Origin of the sequence: Brumimicrobium oceani, from assembly GCF_003143775.1 — a bacterium.
In the GTDB taxonomy this organism is placed as follows: Bacteria; Bacteroidota; Bacteroidia; order Flavobacteriales_D; family Crocinitomicaceae; genus Brumimicrobium; species Brumimicrobium oceani.
In genome coordinates this window covers 500,890-518,659 of sequence record NZ_QFRJ01000002.1, presented here as the reverse complement: position 1 = coordinate 518,659, position 17,770 = coordinate 500,890, and the positions used below count along the sequence as shown (strand labels likewise).

The 17,770-nt window shown below is 34.8% G+C and carries 18 protein-coding genes; 9 read left to right on the top strand and 9 right to left on the bottom strand.

From position 1 onward, the window contains the following. Positions 1–53: 53 nt before the first annotated feature. Positions 54–1,892: a CHRD domain-containing protein gene (locus DIT68_RS05065; RefSeq protein WP_158276112.1), complete on the top strand. Its 1,839-nt coding sequence runs from the start codon at positions 54–56 to the stop codon at positions 1,890–1,892. 91 nt (positions 1,893–1,983) lie between these two features. Here DIT68_RS05065 and DIT68_RS05060 read toward each other — a convergent pair whose 3' ends face one another. Further along, positions 1,984–3,258, bottom strand: coding sequence for a T9SS type A sorting domain-containing protein (locus DIT68_RS05060; protein WP_158276111.1), 1,275 nt, complete (start codon positions 3,256–3,258; stop codon positions 1,984–1,986). A 178-nt stretch (positions 3,259–3,436) separates the two neighbouring features. Here DIT68_RS05060 and DIT68_RS05055 point away from each other — a divergent pair, with 178 nt between their 5' ends. Then, complete coding sequence (locus DIT68_RS05055; RefSeq protein ID WP_109358717.1) at positions 3,437–5,098, top strand: ABC1 kinase family protein; 1,662 nt, start codon at positions 3,437–3,439, stop codon at positions 5,096–5,098. A gap of 166 nt (positions 5,099–5,264) precedes the next feature. Here the strand turns inward: DIT68_RS05055 and DIT68_RS05050 are convergent, their stop codons facing one another. Next, positions 5,265–6,530 (bottom strand): TlpA family protein disulfide reductase, encoded by a 1,266-nt coding sequence (locus tag DIT68_RS05050; protein WP_109358716.1) that lies wholly within the window; start codon positions 6,528–6,530, stop codon positions 5,265–5,267. A gap of 414 nt (positions 6,531–6,944) precedes the next feature. Here DIT68_RS05050 and DIT68_RS05045 point away from each other — a divergent pair, with 414 nt between their 5' ends. Genes DIT68_RS05045 through DIT68_RS05035 form a run of 3 tightly spaced genes read left to right on the top strand, consistent with a single transcriptional unit; the run spans position 6,945 to position 8,196 of the window. Continuing rightward, the gene (locus DIT68_RS05045) at positions 6,945–7,325 is read left to right on the top strand and encodes a DUF6249 domain-containing protein (RefSeq protein WP_146194125.1); all 381 of its coding nucleotides are present in this window, start codon (positions 6,945–6,947) and stop codon (positions 7,323–7,325) included. A gap of 2 nt (positions 7,326–7,327) precedes the next feature. Then, the gene (locus tag DIT68_RS05040) at positions 7,328–7,861 is read left to right on the top strand and encodes an RNA polymerase sigma factor (RefSeq protein WP_109358714.1); all 534 of its coding nucleotides are present in this window, start codon (positions 7,328–7,330) and stop codon (positions 7,859–7,861) included. Positions 7,862–7,866: 5 nt separating this feature from the next. Next, positions 7,867–8,196 carry a hypothetical protein gene (locus DIT68_RS05035; RefSeq protein ID WP_109358713.1) on the top strand — a complete coding sequence of 110 codons (330 nt, stop codon included), beginning with the start codon at positions 7,867–7,869 and terminating at the stop codon, positions 8,194–8,196. Positions 8,197–8,420: 224 nt separating this feature from the next. Here DIT68_RS05035 and DIT68_RS05030 read toward each other — a convergent pair whose 3' ends face one another. The 4 genes from DIT68_RS05030 to DIT68_RS05015 form a co-directional block, all read right to left on the bottom strand. Beyond that, the gene (locus DIT68_RS05030) at positions 8,421–10,277 is read right to left on the bottom strand and encodes a PLP-dependent aminotransferase family protein (protein WP_109358712.1); all 1,857 of its coding nucleotides are present in this window, start codon (positions 10,275–10,277) and stop codon (positions 8,421–8,423) included. Between the two features lie 149 nt (positions 10,278–10,426). After that, positions 10,427–10,645 carry a hypothetical protein gene (locus tag DIT68_RS05025; protein ID WP_109358711.1) on the bottom strand — a complete coding sequence of 73 codons (219 nt, stop codon included), beginning with the start codon at positions 10,643–10,645 and terminating at the stop codon, positions 10,427–10,429. Between the two features lie 54 nt (positions 10,646–10,699). Beyond that, on the bottom strand, positions 10,700–10,996 hold the full coding sequence (locus DIT68_RS05020; protein WP_109358710.1) for a hypothetical protein: 297 nt from the start codon (positions 10,994–10,996) through the stop codon (positions 10,700–10,702). 26 nt (positions 10,997–11,022) lie between these two features. Further along, positions 11,023–11,535, bottom strand: coding sequence for a DUF3124 domain-containing protein (locus DIT68_RS05015; protein ID WP_109358709.1), 513 nt, complete (start codon positions 11,533–11,535; stop codon positions 11,023–11,025). Between the two features lie 125 nt (positions 11,536–11,660). Between DIT68_RS05015 and DIT68_RS05010 the strand changes: the two genes are divergently transcribed. Next, the gene (locus tag DIT68_RS05010) at positions 11,661–12,119 is read left to right on the top strand and encodes a type I restriction enzyme HsdR N-terminal domain-containing protein (RefSeq protein ID WP_109358708.1); all 459 of its coding nucleotides are present in this window, start codon (positions 11,661–11,663) and stop codon (positions 12,117–12,119) included. A 121-nt stretch (positions 12,120–12,240) separates the two neighbouring features. Here the strand turns inward: DIT68_RS05010 and DIT68_RS05005 are convergent, their stop codons facing one another. From DIT68_RS05005 to DIT68_RS04995, 3 genes are all read right to left on the bottom strand, one after another. Continuing rightward, positions 12,241–13,203: an OmpA family protein gene (locus DIT68_RS05005; protein ID WP_109358707.1), complete on the bottom strand. Its 963-nt coding sequence runs from the start codon at positions 13,201–13,203 to the stop codon at positions 12,241–12,243. Positions 13,204–13,473: 270 nt separating this feature from the next. Beyond that, positions 13,474–14,415 carry a M20/M25/M40 family metallo-hydrolase gene (locus DIT68_RS05000; protein WP_233244155.1) on the bottom strand — a complete coding sequence of 314 codons (942 nt, stop codon included), beginning with the start codon at positions 14,413–14,415 and terminating at the stop codon, positions 13,474–13,476. Then, entirely contained in the window at positions 14,402–15,010 is a 609-nt protein-coding gene (locus DIT68_RS04995; protein WP_233244161.1) for an IMPACT family protein, read from the bottom strand. Before DIT68_RS04995 ends, DIT68_RS05000 begins: the two co-directional genes overlap by 14 nt. A gap of 51 nt (positions 15,011–15,061) precedes the next feature. Between DIT68_RS04995 and DIT68_RS04990 the strand changes: the two genes are divergently transcribed. From DIT68_RS04990 to DIT68_RS04980, 3 genes are all read left to right on the top strand, one after another. Beyond that, positions 15,062–15,574: a hypothetical protein gene (locus DIT68_RS04990; RefSeq protein WP_109358705.1), complete on the top strand. Its 513-nt coding sequence runs from the start codon at positions 15,062–15,064 to the stop codon at positions 15,572–15,574. Positions 15,575–15,821: 247 nt separating this feature from the next. After that, complete coding sequence (locus DIT68_RS04985) at positions 15,822–16,901, top strand: bifunctional 3-deoxy-7-phosphoheptulonate synthase/chorismate mutase type II (RefSeq protein WP_109358704.1); 1,080 nt, start codon at positions 15,822–15,824, stop codon at positions 16,899–16,901. A gap of 195 nt (positions 16,902–17,096) precedes the next feature. Continuing rightward, on the top strand, positions 17,097–17,723 hold the full coding sequence (locus tag DIT68_RS04980) for a T9SS type A sorting domain-containing protein (protein ID WP_109358703.1): 627 nt from the start codon (positions 17,097–17,099) through the stop codon (positions 17,721–17,723). Positions 17,724–17,770 lie beyond the last annotated feature (47 nt).

Sequence of the window (17,770 nt, the reverse complement as noted above, 5' to 3'; positions counted from 1 at the left end):
AGTCGGTAAAAGATATCGACTCTTTCTTTAAAATTTAACTAAAAATATACATGATGAAAAATTTACAAAAAATTGCAATAGCAGCAGTTCTAACCATTTCCACATCGGCAATGAGTTTCGCTGCACATTTAGGAGATCAACTTACTTTTTCTGCTAAAATGGACGGATTACAAGAAGTGCCAGCAGTTACAACAACTGGACAAGGAGTGGCTACAATGGTGTTGAACGGAACACGAGATACCTTGTGTGTTTCCATTTATACGGCAGGAGTTCCAGAGGCAATCAGCGGAATACACTTGCATAACGGAGCTGCGGGAACGAATGGAGGTGTTGCTTATGATTTAACACCGTTTTTAATTAATGGTAATGTAAAAACAATTATTACTGGCACAGATTTAACGCCAGCTTTAATTTCAAATATGATTGAAGGTGACATTTATGTAAATGCACACACAATGACCAATATGGACGGTGAAATTAGAGGTCAAGTAAAATTAGAAACAGACTTGCCTTACCGTGCAGAATTAAATGGACTTCAAGAGGTGCCTTTGGTGGTTACATCTGCAACAGGATTGGGAGTTTTTAACCTTTCATTAGATAAGAAAAAACTAATGTATTGGGTAACTGCTGATGGATTGAGCGGTGCCATAATGGGAGCACATTTACACATGGGAGCTGCCGGAACAAACGGAGGAGTTGTTGTAGACTTAACACCTTCAATTATGGGGAATTCAATAGTTGGTGTTGCCGATGTTTCTGCTGTAGCTGGTTTTGCTTCAGATTTAGCAGCAGGTGATATTTACATTAATATTCATACTGCAGCAAACATGAATGGTGAAATTAGAGGTCAACTTGCGTATGATGACCAATTGGCTTTTGATGGTATGCTTTCAGGAATGCAAGAAGTTCCAGCGGTAACAACAAATGCAATGGGTGTAGCTCAGTTTTCTTTAAACAGTGATTTCACAGCAATCGATTATAGGGTACAAGTGGAAGGTTTGTCTGGTGCAATTATGGGAGCGCATTTACACAATGCCGAAGCAGGTGCTAATGGTCCTGTAGTAGTTGATTTAACTGGAGATGTTACAGGAAACACAATTTCTGGAACAATTTCAGGAGGAGCAATTGATCAAGCCTTAGTTATTGAAATGTTGAAAGGAAATGTTTATTTAAACGTTCACACTGCAGCGAATCCAAATGGAGAAATTAGAGCACAAATTAATAGAGTCGCTCGTGAAGGTTATTCTGTAAACTTAAGTGGAGACCAAGAGGTTCCAAGTGTTTCTACAATGGCGAATGGAGGTGGAATTGTTACCATTTCAAGAGACAGAGATAATGCACACGTTATGTTAGTAGTGAAAGATCTTTCTGGACCAATTGATGCAGCGCACATTCACAATGCAGTAGCTGGAATGAATGGAGGAGTAGAGTTTAACTTGTCTTCATGGTTCTCTATGACCGAAAATTATGATGGTGCTTACGGTTATTTAACTGCTGATGATGCAACTCCAATGAATGCAGCCGCTGAAACTAAATTCAGAAACAATGAAATGTATGTGAATATTCATACAGCAGCAAACCCTGATGGAGAGGTTCGTGGTCAGGTTTTACGTGGATCAGAATGTGTTCAAGAAACTTTAGGTCTTTCTGAAAATGAAGCGTTAAATCAAAATAGTTTGACGGCTTATCCAAATCCAACATCAGATAAAATCACTTTATCATTCGAAAAATTCAATGGTGAAATGACTGTTCAGTTAGTAGATATATTCGGTAAAGTTATTCAAACAAAATCAATTAAAGCAAATGACGCAACGATTGATATGTCTAATTTACCAAGTGGTGTTTACATGTTGAAAGCTGGAAATGACGTTACCAGAATCATTAAAAAATAAGCGTTTGTTTGCTTAACTGCCTGGTTTAGTTCAAACCCTGCTCCGAACAGAAATGTTTAGAGCAGGGTTTTTTTGATTTGGGGTTTAATTCTTAATTCAATATTACTTGCTTCGTGGTCAAATTAATAGCACTCTGTATTTTTAAAATATAATGACCTCTCGGCAAATCAGAAACATTAATGCTTTGTAGATCATTCTTAAATACTTTAATTAATTGACCTTGAGAAGAATAAATGGAGACAGAAGTTAAATCCATCATTTCCTTAGTTGAAATATAAATCTTATTTTGTGCTGGATTTGGATGAACACCAACTTCTAAAACTTCGTTTTTGTCAACAGAAACAATTACTGGGTCGCCAACAAATCCTGGTGTACTGCTATATAAATCACCATACATTGTAAATAATTTGTTTCCAGAATTAAAGTAAAATGGAATTTCTGAAACAGTAGCCCCCGTTGGTAATCCTGAAACATCTCCAACGTTGAAATTTGGTGCAGAAGTCGAGGACATGATATAAGGCGGCGCGTCACTAAAATTACCCGCCTCAGGTAAGATGGAAGCGAAAATGTAATCGTCCACGGCAAACATTGGTCCTACCCAAGCATTGCTATGTGTGTGTTGTCCCGCTGAATTTGTGAGTGCAAATGAATTTCCTCCATCTGTTGAAATATAAATATCTGTTCCGCCATTTGCAGGTGAATTAGAAACGAAAAGTCGGTCTAAACCATTGCTCGCTAATTTATTTCCTTGAAAACCTGAAGGAAGCCCGGAAGCTGCTAAAGTTGTCCAGGAATCTCCGTGGTTCGTGCTTTTGAGCAATTTTCCTGCTCCAATTGCATACCAATTGTCATTCATTCCAATCACATCTGGAATTGTGTAATCAATAGTTGTTTCAATCCAGTCAATTGTTCCTAGTTTCTTGTAATAAGATTTTGTTGGATTAAAAGCCATAACATAATCATTTCCCATATAGCGAACATTCATGGCTTCTTTTCCTGTGTTGGGTAAATTTTGAGGTAAGCCCACCGTATCAACCGACCAAGTAACTCCATTGTCTAAACTATAGTTCAATGTGTGGTCATAATTGTTGACTTTCATTGAAGCATACAAATAGTTGTTACAGGCAATTAATGCGTAAAAAGCACCTGGAGGAGCGGTTATAGCTGGAGCAGTCCATGTTAGGCCTTTATCCGCAGAATGTACAAATGTTGTAGTTGCTCCAACGGCAAAAACATCATCACCAATGCTTGTTGCTGCTACAAGATAGCCTCCACCAGCAGTTGTTAGTGCATTCGTGGCTGTCCAGAATTGGCCAAATGCGCTTGTAGCCAATGCAATGGATATAAAAGTAAAAATCGCTTTCATACTATTTGTTTTAAAATTCATTGTAAAATTAGAGGGAAAGTGGCTGCCAGGAAATACGGCATTTGCCTGATATTTCAGAATTCTGAAAAATAAGACTTGTGCTATTCTTTCTAATTTTTCATAAAAAAAGCTACCATAAGCGCATTTTTCGTAGATTACACAGAAAAAATAATACAACATGGGTATTCTTCCTGATCAATACGATAAATACGTTCGCTTTTTTAAATTCATGATGAAATACTGGAACAGTGATGTTTTCACCTTTCCAGATGGCGGAGTGCCGTCCTCTGATAAGGCCGATGCCTCTGCGGAATTTGACCACACGCCTGAAGAATTAACTGAAGACCTCAAGAAAATGGGACCAACTTATGTGAAGTTAGGTCAGCTACTTTCTACACGACCAGATTTACTTCCTCCACAATTTATGGAAGCTTTAGCAACATTGCAAGACGATGTTGATGAGGTAGACTACAAAATTATTGAAGAAATCTTTAAAGATGAGGTGGGAATGAGAATTTCAAAAGCCTATAAATTTTTTGACCCTAAACCAATGGCAAGTGCGTCAATTGGGCAAGTTCATAAGGCAATAATGCATTCTGGAGAAACGGTAGCCGTTAAAATTCAACGTCCTGGAATTAGAAAACGCTTTATCGAAGACTTAGATACTTTGATGGATATTTCTGAAAAAGCCGAAAGTGTTAGTGAAGTTGCACGAAACTTTGGTGTTCATAACGTAATTGAAGAATTGCGCTATATTCTTTTGAAGGAATTGGATTATACCCTAGAAGCACAAAACTTAATTACGCTGAAAGAGAATTTAAAGGATTTTAAACTCTTGTTTATTCCAGCGCCAATTATGGATTATTGTTCATCTCGCGTATTGACAATGGAATTTGTTGAAGGTGGAAAAATCACCAAAGTTTCTCCGTTAAAATTGATGGATTTAGATTTAGTTCCTTTGGTTGATGATTTAATAAAAGGATATTTAAAGCAAATCATTATTGATGGAATTGCGCATGCTGACCCTCATCCAGGAAACGTTTATTTGACACCTGAAAATAAAATTGCATTGATGGATGCCGGAATGGTGGCCAGATTTAGCAACGAAATGCAAGAAACGGTGCTCAAACTAATAATTGGATTAAGTAACTATGACAGTAGAAGAGTTTCAGAATTGTTATTGTCTATTAGTGAATATGATGAGCAAAAAGTAGATGTTGCACTCTTTAAGAAAAATATAGAACGCAAAATCCAAGAAAGCGAAAATCAAAAAGCCAAAGATTTACAAACGGGGCGAATTCTTATTGAGATCAATCAAATGGCCGCTAAACAAAATATTCATATTCCTGTAGATTTGAATATTCTAGGTAAAATTCTATTGAATTTAGATCAAATTGTGGCCTATCTAACTCCTGATTACGATATGCAGCAAACGATGAAGAAGTATGTTCAGAAGTTGATGCAGAAGAAAATGAAGGAAGACTTGAAGCCAAGTAATTTCATGGAATTATTCTTAGAAATGAAAGATTTAACTGAAAACTTGCCATTTCGCATCAATAAATTCTCTGAAAACCTAGCCAACAATAAGATTAGGGTTAAAGTAGACACGATTGATGAAGATAAATTCACTGGAGCGTTTCAAAAAGTAGCCAATCGAATCACAGCAGGCTTAATTATCGCCGCATTAATTATTGGAGCTGCTATGTTGGTTCAAATTCCAAGTTCTTTCACCGTATTTGGTTATCCAGCATTTGCCTTTGTCCTTTTTATAATTGCCGCATTGATTGGAATGTATTTACTTTATCAGATATTGTTTAAGGATGCGAATAAGGGGAAGTAAGTGGAGTAATTTGTTTTTCTTTGAAATAGGCAACGACTACAAAGTAGCTAAAACAAGATTTTTCATAATCATAAATTGAAGTGATTTAGTCGTTTTTATATCATGGTATAGTTGTTTTTTTAAATGTTGAATTTTGATTGATTGTCTTATGTTCTTAATAATTATTTTACTTAATTATCTTCTTAATCTCCTCAATTTCACCGTTCATCATAAGAATTTTCCCCTCATTGTCCAATAATAAGTAAGTAGGAAAACCATCAATTCTAAGTTTTTCGATTATCTCTTCGTTTGAAAATCCTTGTTGCCATTTTAAATTATGTTTCTCAATGTATTTATTTACATTTTCGATTTTATCATTTACAATTAATCCTAAGACCTGAACATTTTCGCTATTTGATTTTACCAACTCTTTTAAATCTGGAAGTTGTTGCGTACATCCTTTGCACCATGTTCCCCAAAAGTCCAGAAGTAAATATTTTTCACTTTCTTGAATTTCCTTTACTGTTTTCTTTTGACCATTAATCAACTCGATTTCGAAATGAGAAATATTGTCTCCAATTCCTAATGGTCGATTAAATTCTTTTTGACTTCTTTTTAAAATAATGTGCTTTCCGGTTGCTTCGATTTCTTGAATCTCATAAATTCCACCGCCAACTTCAATTTGTGTTGTGCTATTATATTCGACCGCACCTTTATCTAACTCTCCGAAAATTAAATCATTTTCATAATCTCCTATAACAATCCTGTCTTTACCGAGGTCATTGTACAATCCATTGCAATTATTATCGTAAAGTCCAATTTTAACTTCCTCTCCGTTAATTAACGTTTCCGTAACTCGATAATTCATTCTTTTATCAGCTAGCCAATAATCAATGTTGAGGGCAGTATTTCCAAGAGCGTCAGGACCAGAATTTGTAATGATAGATGCGATTTGTGCTTTTGATTCAGTAGTGAGTTTTGGGTAGAAAAATTTTATTGGAAATTGAGCATTTGAGTTTTCTGAATTGCTCAAATAGACAACAAGTGTAGAGTCCTCATCAAAAATCAGTGGTTGGCCATCATCAGAAAAATCTAGATTATGATTGTAGTCTACATAAACAATGGGTTTATAGCTCTTGTAATTTCCAAATAAGAAAGGAGTAGACTTAACTGTTATAGAGTTTTTCCAACCTGTAAAATAGTTAAACGCTAAAGCAGAATCTTTGATGTTGAAATTTTCTGGATAAATAACTTTTTGAACTTTACCATAATGTGTGACTGTTCCATCCGAAGAGCATTGGAGTAATTTCATAAAACCATGTGAATTATCACTTGCATGATAATATCCATTATTAAATTTGATGAACAGAGAATCTTGAGCTTGAGTGATATTTTGAATCCCCAAAAGAAGAATAGTAATGAAAAAGAAAATTTTATTTTTCGCTATACGCATAAGTTATTTAATTTTTTTTAATGTAAATCTTAGTTGCACTCCAACGATTGTGAATAAAATTAACAAAATTGAAGATAGTATAAAAAAATTAAGCAAGAACTGTATCAGTTAAAAATTACTTGTCATTTTCACAAACACAATGATATTATCAGTCCTTATTTCAATGAAGTGCTGTAATTCAGTTAACTCTTTTACACTGAGTTTATTCTCGTTTTGCAAAATCTGTGACAATGAGCAATCATCTGAGGTAAGAAAATCCGTGTCATCCATGAACCATTAGAGAGAAACTGTACATCTATGTTTCTTGGGAACGACTGTCCATTTTTTTAAAAAGATATCGAATTTGTAACCAAATCATTTTATCATTAGTCTTATTACTGAGACGAAAATAGTTTTAACTTAAAATTAGAAATGATGAATGATATTTTTGGAAGTGTAATAGCTATAGTTGCAATTCTATCTGCTATTGCTTTGCCTATCGGATTAGGGGTTTATTTTGCGTTGCGCACAGCAAACTATAAGCATAATGAAAGAATGGAAATGATAAAGCAAGGTCTGATACCTCCAAGTGATGATAAAGAAATCCCGAATCGGCTGAAAACATTGAAAAATGCTACTTTATTAATTGGTTTAGGTTTAGGTGTTGGAATTGGTATTGTTATTGTCAAATCTTTTAATTTAAATGAGGATGAAGGGTTCTGGGCAATCGCGCCAACGGTTCTACTTTTCTTAGGAATTTCACATTTGATTTATTTCTTTATGTCAAAGAAATATAATGAAACGGAAGAAGACTAGGTATGACAGAAAAGCAACTCATAAAGCAAATACTGAAAGGAGACTCTTCTTCTTTCGGTATTCTTGTGGATCAATATCAAGGCATGGCCTTGACAATTGCTTTTCGTATTTTAGGAAATAAGCAGGAGGCGGAAGATGTTGTGCAAAATGCTTTTGTTAAAGCGTATTTTAATTTGAATACTTACCGATTAAACAGTAAATTTTCTACTTGGTTTTATCGCATTGTTTACAATACAGGAATTACAGCAATCAACAAAGTTAAAAGTAGGAGCGAGGAGGGTTTTAACGAGAATACATCAGAAGACCTGCAAAAGATAATTGCCGAGGCGGGTCAATTGGATGAGCAAGAAAATCAAAAAAATCGTGTGAATAAAGCGATTGAACAGCTGCCACGAAATGAAGCGGTAGTTATTTCTCTTTATTATTTAGAGGAATACTCGGTGACTGAAATTTCTGAAATTATGTCCTTAACGAAAAGTAATGTCAAAATAATACTTTTCAGAGCCCGAAAAAAATTACATGACATTTTAAAATAATTATCATGGAAGAAAAAGAAATAAAAGATTTATTAGCAGAAACAAAGTTGAAGGCTGATGATAAATTAAAAGACAGGATTATTCATCAAATTAATGCTGAGAAGGCATTGATTCCTAAAAAACAAAAAGCTACCAATTCAAATGGAAGTTACTTTTATATTTTTGGAATTATGTATTTGCTTCTACTGACATTATCAGTCTACTTTTATCACCAAACTGAAGGAAATCCCTTTCAGTCGCAAACATTTATAGTAGCAACTATTTTCACAGCAAGTACCTTTAGTTTCTATTGGCTGATTCTTGTTTATGGTGATTACAAGAAAATAAAACGATAAAAAAAGGGAGGCTTTTCGACCTCCCTAATTATTGAAATAACCATTTATCATAATGGAGAACGATTTGCAAATCGTCCCTTTATTGTCTTCGATAAATGGGTTTTTCGTTGGATTTTTGAATTTTATCCAATTTTTGAATCAAATAATACATTTAATAATGTAAAAGGACGATTTGCAAATCGTCCCTACATTATTCCTTCGGTAAATGTTTATTGTTTTGAATCCTAACCAATTGATTTTACAAATTTCTGAAACACTTCCTTATGTTTTTCTAAATCCATGTTTCCAGAAAGTGAAGCTCGAACTATGTAATCCTTATCTCCTTCTTTTGTTGTTCCTTGTGTTGATGTCGCTGGAATCGTCCAGTAACAACCTTTCAACTGACCATAACTTACACAGAACTTACTTTCATTAGGAATTTCTGTAATCATCATGTTGATTAATCTCAAATTCAAAGCTCTTTTATGTGCTTCTTTTTCTTCGGCTGTATCTCCTTTTGTTGGAAGATCCAAAGAGAAAACGGAAGGTGTAAATTCTTGCTCAGCCAATTCATCAGAAACAAAATTGATTTTTGCTTCAGGTAAAACATCATGAATAAAGTTTACAAATTCACGCGTATTTTTGTATGCATCTGCAATTCTTTGATTCATTGAAGGCAATTGTTTTGACAAATATTCATATTGAAGATGAGTTGCTTCGTTATCACAAAGTGTCAAATGCAATTCAATTTTATCCATTAACGCTTGCGTTTTATTGTTTCCAACACAATATCCAGCAGTGACTTTTCCACCACTTGGAAATTTCGAACCACTTGCGTAAGAAATTGTTCTCACCGTTGAAAGAATTTCTCCTTCACCTAAGAAATGAACGTTCGGACAAAATGTTTGGTCTAAAATAAAAACTGGGTCAACAGCAACTTCGCCTTTTTCAGTTTTTCTCTCAGCACTTAAAGCTGCTTTTAAAGCCTCTAAGTCTGGAACTTCAACTCTTGGATTTGTTGGGATTTCAGCAATGATATAAGGTACAGCATCTTCCTTTGCTACTTTCGTAAGCACAGTATTGATACTTTGAACCATGTCATTGTCGCCGTCTACTGGTAAATCGACAACTTCAACATTGTCATTACACGCTGCAACTCTTCTCGCTTGGTCGTTTGTTCCTCCATAACAATTCGGAGGGACAATAAATTTAATTGCTTTCCCTTTGTGATTTTCCATCGCATCATGAATAAGTCCCATCATGATTGCGTATTGCATAGAAAGTCCGCTGGAAGCCACCAAAGGTTTTATTTCTGTACCTGTAATTTCATTAATCGAGTTTAAAACGCTTGTTTTATTTTCTTCTAAATTTCTATCAAAAAAAGCATCAAAATCAATCGCAGCATCTTCAACAAATGCATTTAAAGCTACATCACAATTGTCTGGTGTCATCGCAATTGTTTCTCTTCTTCTCACATGCTGAATGTCTGAAATATAACTTTCATTTTTCTCTCCATTTACAGTCAAAACACTTCCTATGTGAGCATGTAAATTAAGGTAAAAGTCGATGTGGTCAGTAAGCTGAATATCTCCAATTTTATTATCCTCAGAAATAAAGATTGTGCTTCCATCAAATGAGTGAACATCTGCTGCTTTATCAACTTTCTTTAATTCGAAATTGTATTCATATACGTTTTGAATAATTTCCGCATCAAAATTGGCTGGTAATTGGTCTACGTAACAAATCTGAGTCTTTTTATTGGCTAATGAATTTGTTCTTAAAACTGCCAAAACAGGAACGATATTTGAATCAAAACTGATTACATTTTCTGCGTTTAAATTATGTAATTGTGCGATTCCCCATTCCAATACACAAGACAAAGGGTGACCTAAACGAATATAATCATAAGCTGTAGGCAATTTTTCTAATGATAATAAATCAGAAGTGTTCTTTTGAAACAACTCTTCCAATTGACTTAAAAACTGAGTTTTTGCTAACTCTTCATCATAAATATCTAATCGGTGCGTAGTTAATTCCAACCAATCACTTGGCATGTTTATAAGTACATCTTTAATATAATCTCGCATTTTATTTGCCTCCATAATTATCTACTTTAAATAGGCGTGCAAGGTACGATTTTTAAGCTGATTTAGAAAGAAATGGAAAAGGAGATGTACGGAAGAAATTTTCGAATAGCGTTTAGTGACAAGAATTATTAAGAAATACGGTTATTGCCCTTTGCTCATTTACCTCATTTGAGCTGGCAAGAGGTTTCGCTAAATGGCATGGTTTGAAATTTCACAGCATATTCTGAACATTTTTCTTCCGCATTCTTTTTTGTATCCTTTATTGAATGAGTTTCAAATACTCCACCAGGATTAAAGCATTCGCAAGTGTATTCTTTCTTGCAGCTAATAAGAAGTAAACTGAGAAGAGTTAGTGCAGAAATGGATTGGAATAGAGTTTTCATAAAGTATGTTTTAGAACAGAACGGAATTTTAAACAGAATGTTGTTGGATAAATGTTAATCCCCTAAATCACTGTCCCACATTTCTCGATAAAAATCAACATATTGAATTGCTGCGCGTTGGTCTATATCATAATAATAGCGACATAATTTTTTGTATACAATCAATACTTCCTCATCAAAAGCAGTTTCTAACAATGCATCCAAAGTTCTTTCAATGACTTTAATATCCTTGCTTTTATTTTGAATTAGTCTTTCAGCTTCGGGTTTAGTGAGGGAAAGGGTGTGTTTCACAGCTTCTTTATGAAGTTCCCCCAATTTTTGTATCAACTCTTTTAGTGTCTTGTGCTCCATAATTACGAGTGTTTAATGAGATAACTTCATTCAAAATAAACCCCTTCTGTGGTGAAAGAGAAAGATTTACTTCCTAATCCACCAATCATAACCGCTTGAAATAAAGGGTTTAATTTTTCACTTCCATACCATTCAACTACGAAATTTGCCCCAGAACCACCACTGTCATCTTTTTCATCTACTACGTACTCTATCGTTTCAAAAGTGTTGACATATATTGGGTTTTCGAGGTATTTCTTTACAAGTTTTCCTTGGGTATCGAAATAATCAATTCTTGTAATGAATAAAGTGTCAGTCTCACTCGTGTTGTGAATACTTAAAGTAGAAGTCAAGGAAGTTCTATCGTTTCGTGTGCTTTGATAAATATTGGAATACACTGGAACATAAACCTTTTTGGTTAGTTTTTGTTTGGCTGACTTTCCAGACAAACTCTCGACAGCATGATTCTTTACAGTGATTTTAGTCTCTTGATTAGGGACTTTATTTTCACATCCAAATAAAAGCAAGCTTGATGCTAAAAACAGAAGGAGGTATTTCATAGTTTATAATTATTATCAAAACAATTTGAATCAAATATACAAAAGATTGATTTCAGCACCTTACTTAATATTAAGTTCAATAACCAAAAATTTATTTCAAGACTTTTTAATAGTATTTTTGCGGCATGTTAACACCATTGAATTTCCCAAAAACTGCATTAAAACTCTCCAAAAAAGGGGAGGAGATTTACGTTTGGGATGTTTTTAGGAAGAAAAAACTTCTGCTTACTCCTGAAGAATGGGTGAGACAACATATATTACATTTCTTAGTCGAACATAAAGAGGTTCCTTTACCTCTCATCGCGGCTGAATATCCAATTGAAGTCAACAAAATGGTACGCAGATGTGATGGAGTTATCTTTAACCGAGAAGGAAAAGCAATAGCAATTATTGAATGTAAAGCTCCGAAAATTAAACTCAATGAAGCCGTTTTACATCAAATCGCACAATACAATTTTAAACTACGTGTGCAATGGCTCATCCTCACCAATGGATTACAAACTATTACCGCATTCGTGGATCAAAAATCGGGAGCAATTCAATATTTCGAAGAAATTCCTTCTTACCAAGAAATGACCAAATAAAAAAGAGCAACATTTCTGCTGCTCTTTAATTTATAATCTAAGTTTATTTTAAAAGTATGCTTCTATTTTCCTTATAAAGTATGCTATCGCGAGTTTCTAATTCGTGATTGCTAGCATACTCTTATTTACCCAAAAACTCCATCACCTCACTCAAATCTGGAGACAATATAATTTCTGTTCTTCTGTTTTTAGCTCTTCCTTCTGCTGTGTCATTACTGGCTTTAGGATCATATTCTCCACGACCAGAAGCAGTCAATCTGTCTGGGTGTAAATTGTGTTCTGATTGTAAAATTCTCACCATCGATGTTGCTCGAGCTACACTTAAATCCCAGTTGTCTTTGTATTGTGCTGTTTTAATTGGAATACTGTCGGTATGACCTTCAACCAATATTTGGAATTCCTTGTTTTTCTTTAAAACATCTGCTAGTGCAGCTAAAGCTTCTTTACCTTTAGACTGAACATTCGCTTTTCCTGATTGGAACATTAGTTTATCTGACATTGAAACGTAAATCTTTCCATTCTTGATTTCCGTTGTCAATTCATCACCATCAAATCCAAGCAAAGCCTCGCGTAGTAAAGAATTTAATCGATTTGCAATAGAATCTTGGCGTGCAATTTCGTCTTCGAGTTTTTTGATTTCACCTTCTCTTTCACTCAACGCAGATTCTTTTTCGGCTAGTTTGCGTTCTTTTTCCTTAATTCTTTCATCATAAAGGTGACCTTGATTCAAGTTGTTGGTTACTGCATCAGAATAGCGTTCACTCAATTCTAAGTGGTCTTTTTTGAGTGCAGTGTGCTTTTTGTCAAGTATCGCTTTTTCTTCTTTTAAGTTTTTATTCGTCGTAGCCAAGCTATCATTTACAAATCCTAATTTTTGATTGTTCTTAATCAAATATTCGTTTTCTTCCGTTTTAATGCTTAGGTCTTCACACAGCTCATCACGCTCGTTTACCACATCAATAAGGCGACTGCTTCCTGCAATTCCACCCTCAGGTCTTGGTTCTCCACATTTGTAAACCGGAGCACAAGAAGCAAGAGTAAACAAGGTACCAATTGCTAATAATGCGAGATTTTTATTTTTCATAGTCTATTGTTCGTTTTAATTCTATTTAACCAAATATACAGATTTTCAAAGTATTGTTGGGATTTCTAATGATTAATTATCAATGTTTAACTTGGTTTGCGCTGTATTCTAATGTTTAATTATTAAGGTTTAATGTTTAACGGTGATGTTTCGCTGGACTTGTGTTTTTTTTCTGTGAACAAACCACAATTTTAACGCAGTTGAAATTTCACATCACTGAGCGTTAAACAACTAATAATTAGCCATTAATCATTACCAATTAAACACTATTTAGTTCATCTCCTTCATCAAAACCTTATAAAACTCCATCATTGCTTCAATGTCACTCAGAAAAACTTTCTCAGTTGGTGAATGAACATTATCTTCTGGAGCTCCAATGAAGCACCAATCGAAAGGTAAATCTGTGTTTTGCAACATGGACCCATCACTTCCACCTGCAGATTCTACTTCTAGTTGAAATTGAATATCATTTTCTTTCGCAATTTTTATAATTCTGTTTAAGAAACTCTTTCTTGGAACAGCTTTATCACGCATCGAAATAGCAACTCCACCGCCGTGTTTAACTCCATCTGTTACCCAAGTAATATCGGAAATTAAGGCTTGATGTACTTTATAATTGTCATATAAAAAGCGTCCTAAAAACCCAACCGATCCTCCGCCGTGTTCTTCGTATGTCGAAAAAACAATAGCGCCGTTTTCTAAATCTTCACAAACAGTTAAGGCATTCAAAACTCCCAGTCGGTTATCTAAGTAAGGAGTTTGAACATATTCATCCGTTAAATTGAAATTTGGCTTGAAGGTCAAATCTGTTCCCCTATCAATTTCCCTATCAAAAACATATTTCATGGATTTATTCCCTTCATCGTCCTCGATAATCATTAGCTCAGTTTCAATTTCTCCTTGACTATCGCTACCCACAAGCTTCATTCCGTCGATGGCTTTTGGTCCACCTATTTTAATTAAGTTGTAGTTGTACGCTGTTGTAAATCCAATGGTGTCTATGTGAGCGAAAACAGCAGTCTTGGGTTTTCCAAAAATTAAAACAATGGCATCCTGAAAACCCTCTCCGTAGTGCACAGTCACTTCACTTTTCCAAGACTTCTTATTCATCTCGACATAATCAAGAATAAAATCTCTGATATTTCCCTCGTTTCCTGAAGCTCCGCGTACTTCGATAAGTTTTTCTAGTAATTCTGGTTTAAAATGTCCCAATTTTCTCAATTTTTAATGAATCAAACGATGCTAGTTTTGATAAGAGCAATTCAGTAGATTCTATTTTAATAGCAATTTTCAAATAGCAATCGTTCTCAAATATTTGTTTATTTATGCTGGCATCGCTCTCTTTTACAGCATCCATAATTAAAGCCATGTCTTGGTAGCTAAAGAAAAGTTCAAATCTATCTTTAACCACTTCTGTAATTATTTTGCCATTTTCAATGGCTTCTTTTGCAGCAGTTCTGTAAGCGTTAATCAATCCTCCAACACCCAGTTTTGTTCCTCCATAATACCTTACCACACCAATAAGAACATTGGTAAGATCGAAAGATTGAATTTGTCCTAAAATAGGAGCCCCTGCTGAATTACTGGGCTCTCCATCATCGTTCGCACGATAAATATCTTGCTTTATTCCAAAACGATAGGCATAGCAAAGGTGCCGGGCTTGGTGGTGCTCATTCTTCCATTGTGCCAAAAGGTGTTTAGCCTCTTCCTCGTCCTCGCAACGAATGGCAATTCCAATAAATTTGGAGCCCTTCTCTTTGTACTGACCTTCAGAAGTGCCTTTTAATGTTTTGTATGTTGTGGGTATTTTCAGTATTTTTGGTTTTTGTGCAAATATAATAAAGTAATCGCTGAAATTATGAAGACCAGATTAACGATGTTGCTCGTATTTACAATTGTCCTTTTTTCTTGTAGAAAAGAAGAGCAATCTTGCTCAGACGGTATTTTTACCCCAGAAAAGGAAGTAAAAACAGATTGTGGGGGCGTTTGTCCTCCATGTGATTATCAGCCAACGATAATCGATACTTATCTGAGCACCACGGTGAATGGTCAAAAAGTATCTTTCTCTGATTTTACTTTAACAAAAACACCAGACTGGATTTTAACTTTCCAGAATGATAGTTTGTATTTCAATGTGAATTTTGGATCAGGAGATTCTTTGGGAGGTAGACCAATTTCAGCTACATATTCGCAGGGAACAATTAATGGAGATAACTATCCTGATTTAATGAATGGTACGGTGGTTTTTGCAGAAATTGATAACGTAGAAAATCAATTGTCTGGATTTTTTACTTTAAAATTCAATAGAGGTGGGGATGTATTTGATACCTTAGCGGTCAGAAATGCAGAGTTTTCAAAAATTAATTGGTAAAAGATGAAAATAAATTTCCGTTTGATATTGGGGTTAGGATTAGTAGCAATTACTTTTTATGATATTGTGGTTGCTGGCTTTCATTTTAAGCATGCTATATTTCTAAGTATTGCGAGTCTAGCCATTTTCTTGTCGTTAAATAAGAAGTAGTCCAATATTAAATCCTGCTCAACAAGTTAAAATGCTTTCAAAGCAAATCAATTTTGAGACTTTGTTGTTATAATTTACAATAAGTTGAAAATATCCTATGAAATTAGATTTACAAAATAATCTTAGAAAACACAAGCGCCCATTTTTAATTGCTGGTCCATGCAGTGTGGAAAGTGAAGAGCAGATGATGGCAGTGGCTAAAGGCATCGCAGAAACAAAGCCTGCTTTAATTCGCGGTGGAATTTGGAAGCCGAGAACAAGGCCAGATTCTTTTGAAGGTGTGGGAGCCATTGGTTTGCCTTGGTTGGTGAATGCAGGAAAAGAAATTGGCGTTCCTGTTACCACTGAAGTTGCGAATGCAAAACATGTTGAAGCTGCTTTGAAAGCGGGTGTCGATGTACTCTGGATTGGCGCGAGGACAACTGTAAACCCTTTCGCTGTGCAAGAAATTGCGGATGCTATTCAAGGCACAGATATTACCGTGATGGTTAAAAACCCAATAAATCCAGATTTGATGCTTTGGATTGGGGCTTTCGAGCGCTTACAAAAGGCCGGAATCCAAGACTTAGTAGCTATTCACAGGGGTTTTTCCGTTTACAATCATCCCAGATACAGAAATGTACCGAATTGGGAAATTCCCATAGGCTTAACAGAGGAAATGCCAAATATTCCTGTAATCTGTGATCCAAGTCATATCTCAGGAAGAAGAGATGGATTATTGAATGTTGCCCAAAAAGCAATGGATTTAAACTTTGCTGGTTTAATGATTGAAACGCATAATAATCCTGACAAAGCATGGTCTGATGCACAACAACAAATCACTCCAGTTCAGTTGAAAGAACTACTCAATCAATTGGTGCTTCGAAAAGCTGATGTGCACTTGGAAGGAGTCGATTTTATAGGAATTCAGCGTGGGAAAATTGCGGAAATTGACAACCAGATTTTTGATTTGATGAAAGAAAGAATGCAAATCGTAAGGGACATTGGGGTTTATAAAAAGGAAAATAACATTACCATTCTGCAATCAGAACACTGGAAGAAAATGATAGATCAACGCCTAGCAAAAGCCAAAGAACTAGAATTAAGTATTGACTTTTTAAGAAGTGTTTTGGATGCCATTCACCAAGAATCTATTCGTCATCAAACTAAAGTAATGAATCCGGGAAGAGGGGAATGAGATTAAATAGGGTTTGATTGCAAGTTATTTAGAGTTACACGATATAGTTTTGATATTATACAGTTTAGCTTTACTTTTATAGAACTACAAATTATACTTCACTATGAAAAACTTACTAACCCTTATCTTCGTTTTTTTTCTGACATTTACTATCTAGGTTTTCACCCTTATAACGTTGCACCTGATGAATACCCATTGGATGAATATTTTCTGTTGTATGATTTTGCTGTTTTAGACACCGTTGCGGTTGGAGATACCGTGACTTTTGGAAGTCAGCTCAATAATGTTTCTATTTCAATCTTAGGAATTGACACAATTCAAATTAATAGTGTAGAAAAAGTCAGGTACTGGATATTTTCAAAAGATGACCAATTAGTTGATTACCTCATTGAGGGAGTCGGTGGCCTACATCCTTTATCTCCTCTTTTAACGTATGGCTTTTATGGATTATGTACTTGCAGTTATGAAGCGACTTATGCAAGTTTAACAGATACTTTAGTGTTAAGTGATAATGCGGTTTTTGGAGACATTAGTGAGTTTTGTTTAACAGCCAGTTTGTCAGAAAATGATAGAGTAAACAGAATAAAAATATACCCAAACCCAGTAACGGGAAATTCCTTTATCATTGAAATGATTGACAATTCACAAATAGATGAAATTCATCTATTTGACAGCCAAGGAAAGCAAATAGATATAGGTATTGATTTTTCGGAAAATTCTAATACTTGTATCATTTCAACAAGCAATTTATCAAGAGGGATTTATTCTGTTGAAATAGTAGGTGATTCAAAATGTTACAGAAAAAAATTGGTTTTACGATAAAGCTGTTGTTTTTGAATGACTTAAAATCATTATTTCTTGCAAGCAAA

Excerpts from the sequence above, each read along its gene's own strand:
- DIT68_RS05065 (WP_158276112.1), top strand. The coding sequence starts at position 54 with ATGAAAAATTTACAAAAAATTGCAATAGCAGCAGTTCTAACCATTTCC.
- DIT68_RS05060 (WP_158276111.1), bottom strand. The coding sequence starts at position 3,258 with ATGAAAGCGATTTTTACTTTTATATCCATTGCATTGGCTACAAGCGCA.
- DIT68_RS05055 (WP_109358717.1), top strand. The coding sequence starts at position 3,437 with ATGGGTATTCTTCCTGATCAATACGATAAATACGTTCGCTTTTTTAAA.
- DIT68_RS05050 (WP_109358716.1), bottom strand. The coding sequence starts at position 6,530 with ATGCGTATAGCGAAAAATAAAATTTTCTTTTTCATTACTATTCTTCTT.
- DIT68_RS05045 (WP_146194125.1), top strand. The coding sequence starts at position 6,945 with ATGAATGATATTTTTGGAAGTGTAATAGCTATAGTTGCAATTCTATCT.
- DIT68_RS05040 (WP_109358714.1), top strand. The coding sequence starts at position 7,328 with ATGACAGAAAAGCAACTCATAAAGCAAATACTGAAAGGAGACTCTTCT.
- DIT68_RS05035 (WP_109358713.1), top strand. The coding sequence starts at position 7,867 with ATGGAAGAAAAAGAAATAAAAGATTTATTAGCAGAAACAAAGTTGAAG.
- DIT68_RS05030 (WP_109358712.1), bottom strand. The coding sequence starts at position 10,277 with ATGGAGGCAAATAAAATGCGAGATTATATTAAAGATGTACTTATAAAC.
- DIT68_RS05025 (WP_109358711.1), bottom strand. The coding sequence starts at position 10,645 with ATGAAAACTCTATTCCAATCCATTTCTGCACTAACTCTTCTCAGTTTA.
- DIT68_RS05020 (WP_109358710.1), bottom strand. The coding sequence starts at position 10,996 with ATGGAGCACAAGACACTAAAAGAGTTGATACAAAAATTGGGGGAACTT.
- DIT68_RS05015 (WP_109358709.1), bottom strand. The coding sequence starts at position 11,535 with ATGAAATACCTCCTTCTGTTTTTAGCATCAAGCTTGCTTTTATTTGGA.
- DIT68_RS05010 (WP_109358708.1), top strand. The coding sequence starts at position 11,661 with ATGTTAACACCATTGAATTTCCCAAAAACTGCATTAAAACTCTCCAAA.
- DIT68_RS05005 (WP_109358707.1), bottom strand. The coding sequence starts at position 13,203 with ATGAAAAATAAAAATCTCGCATTATTAGCAATTGGTACCTTGTTTACT.
- DIT68_RS04990 (WP_109358705.1), top strand. The coding sequence starts at position 15,062 with ATGAAGACCAGATTAACGATGTTGCTCGTATTTACAATTGTCCTTTTT.
- DIT68_RS04985 (WP_109358704.1), top strand. The coding sequence starts at position 15,822 with ATGAAATTAGATTTACAAAATAATCTTAGAAAACACAAGCGCCCATTT.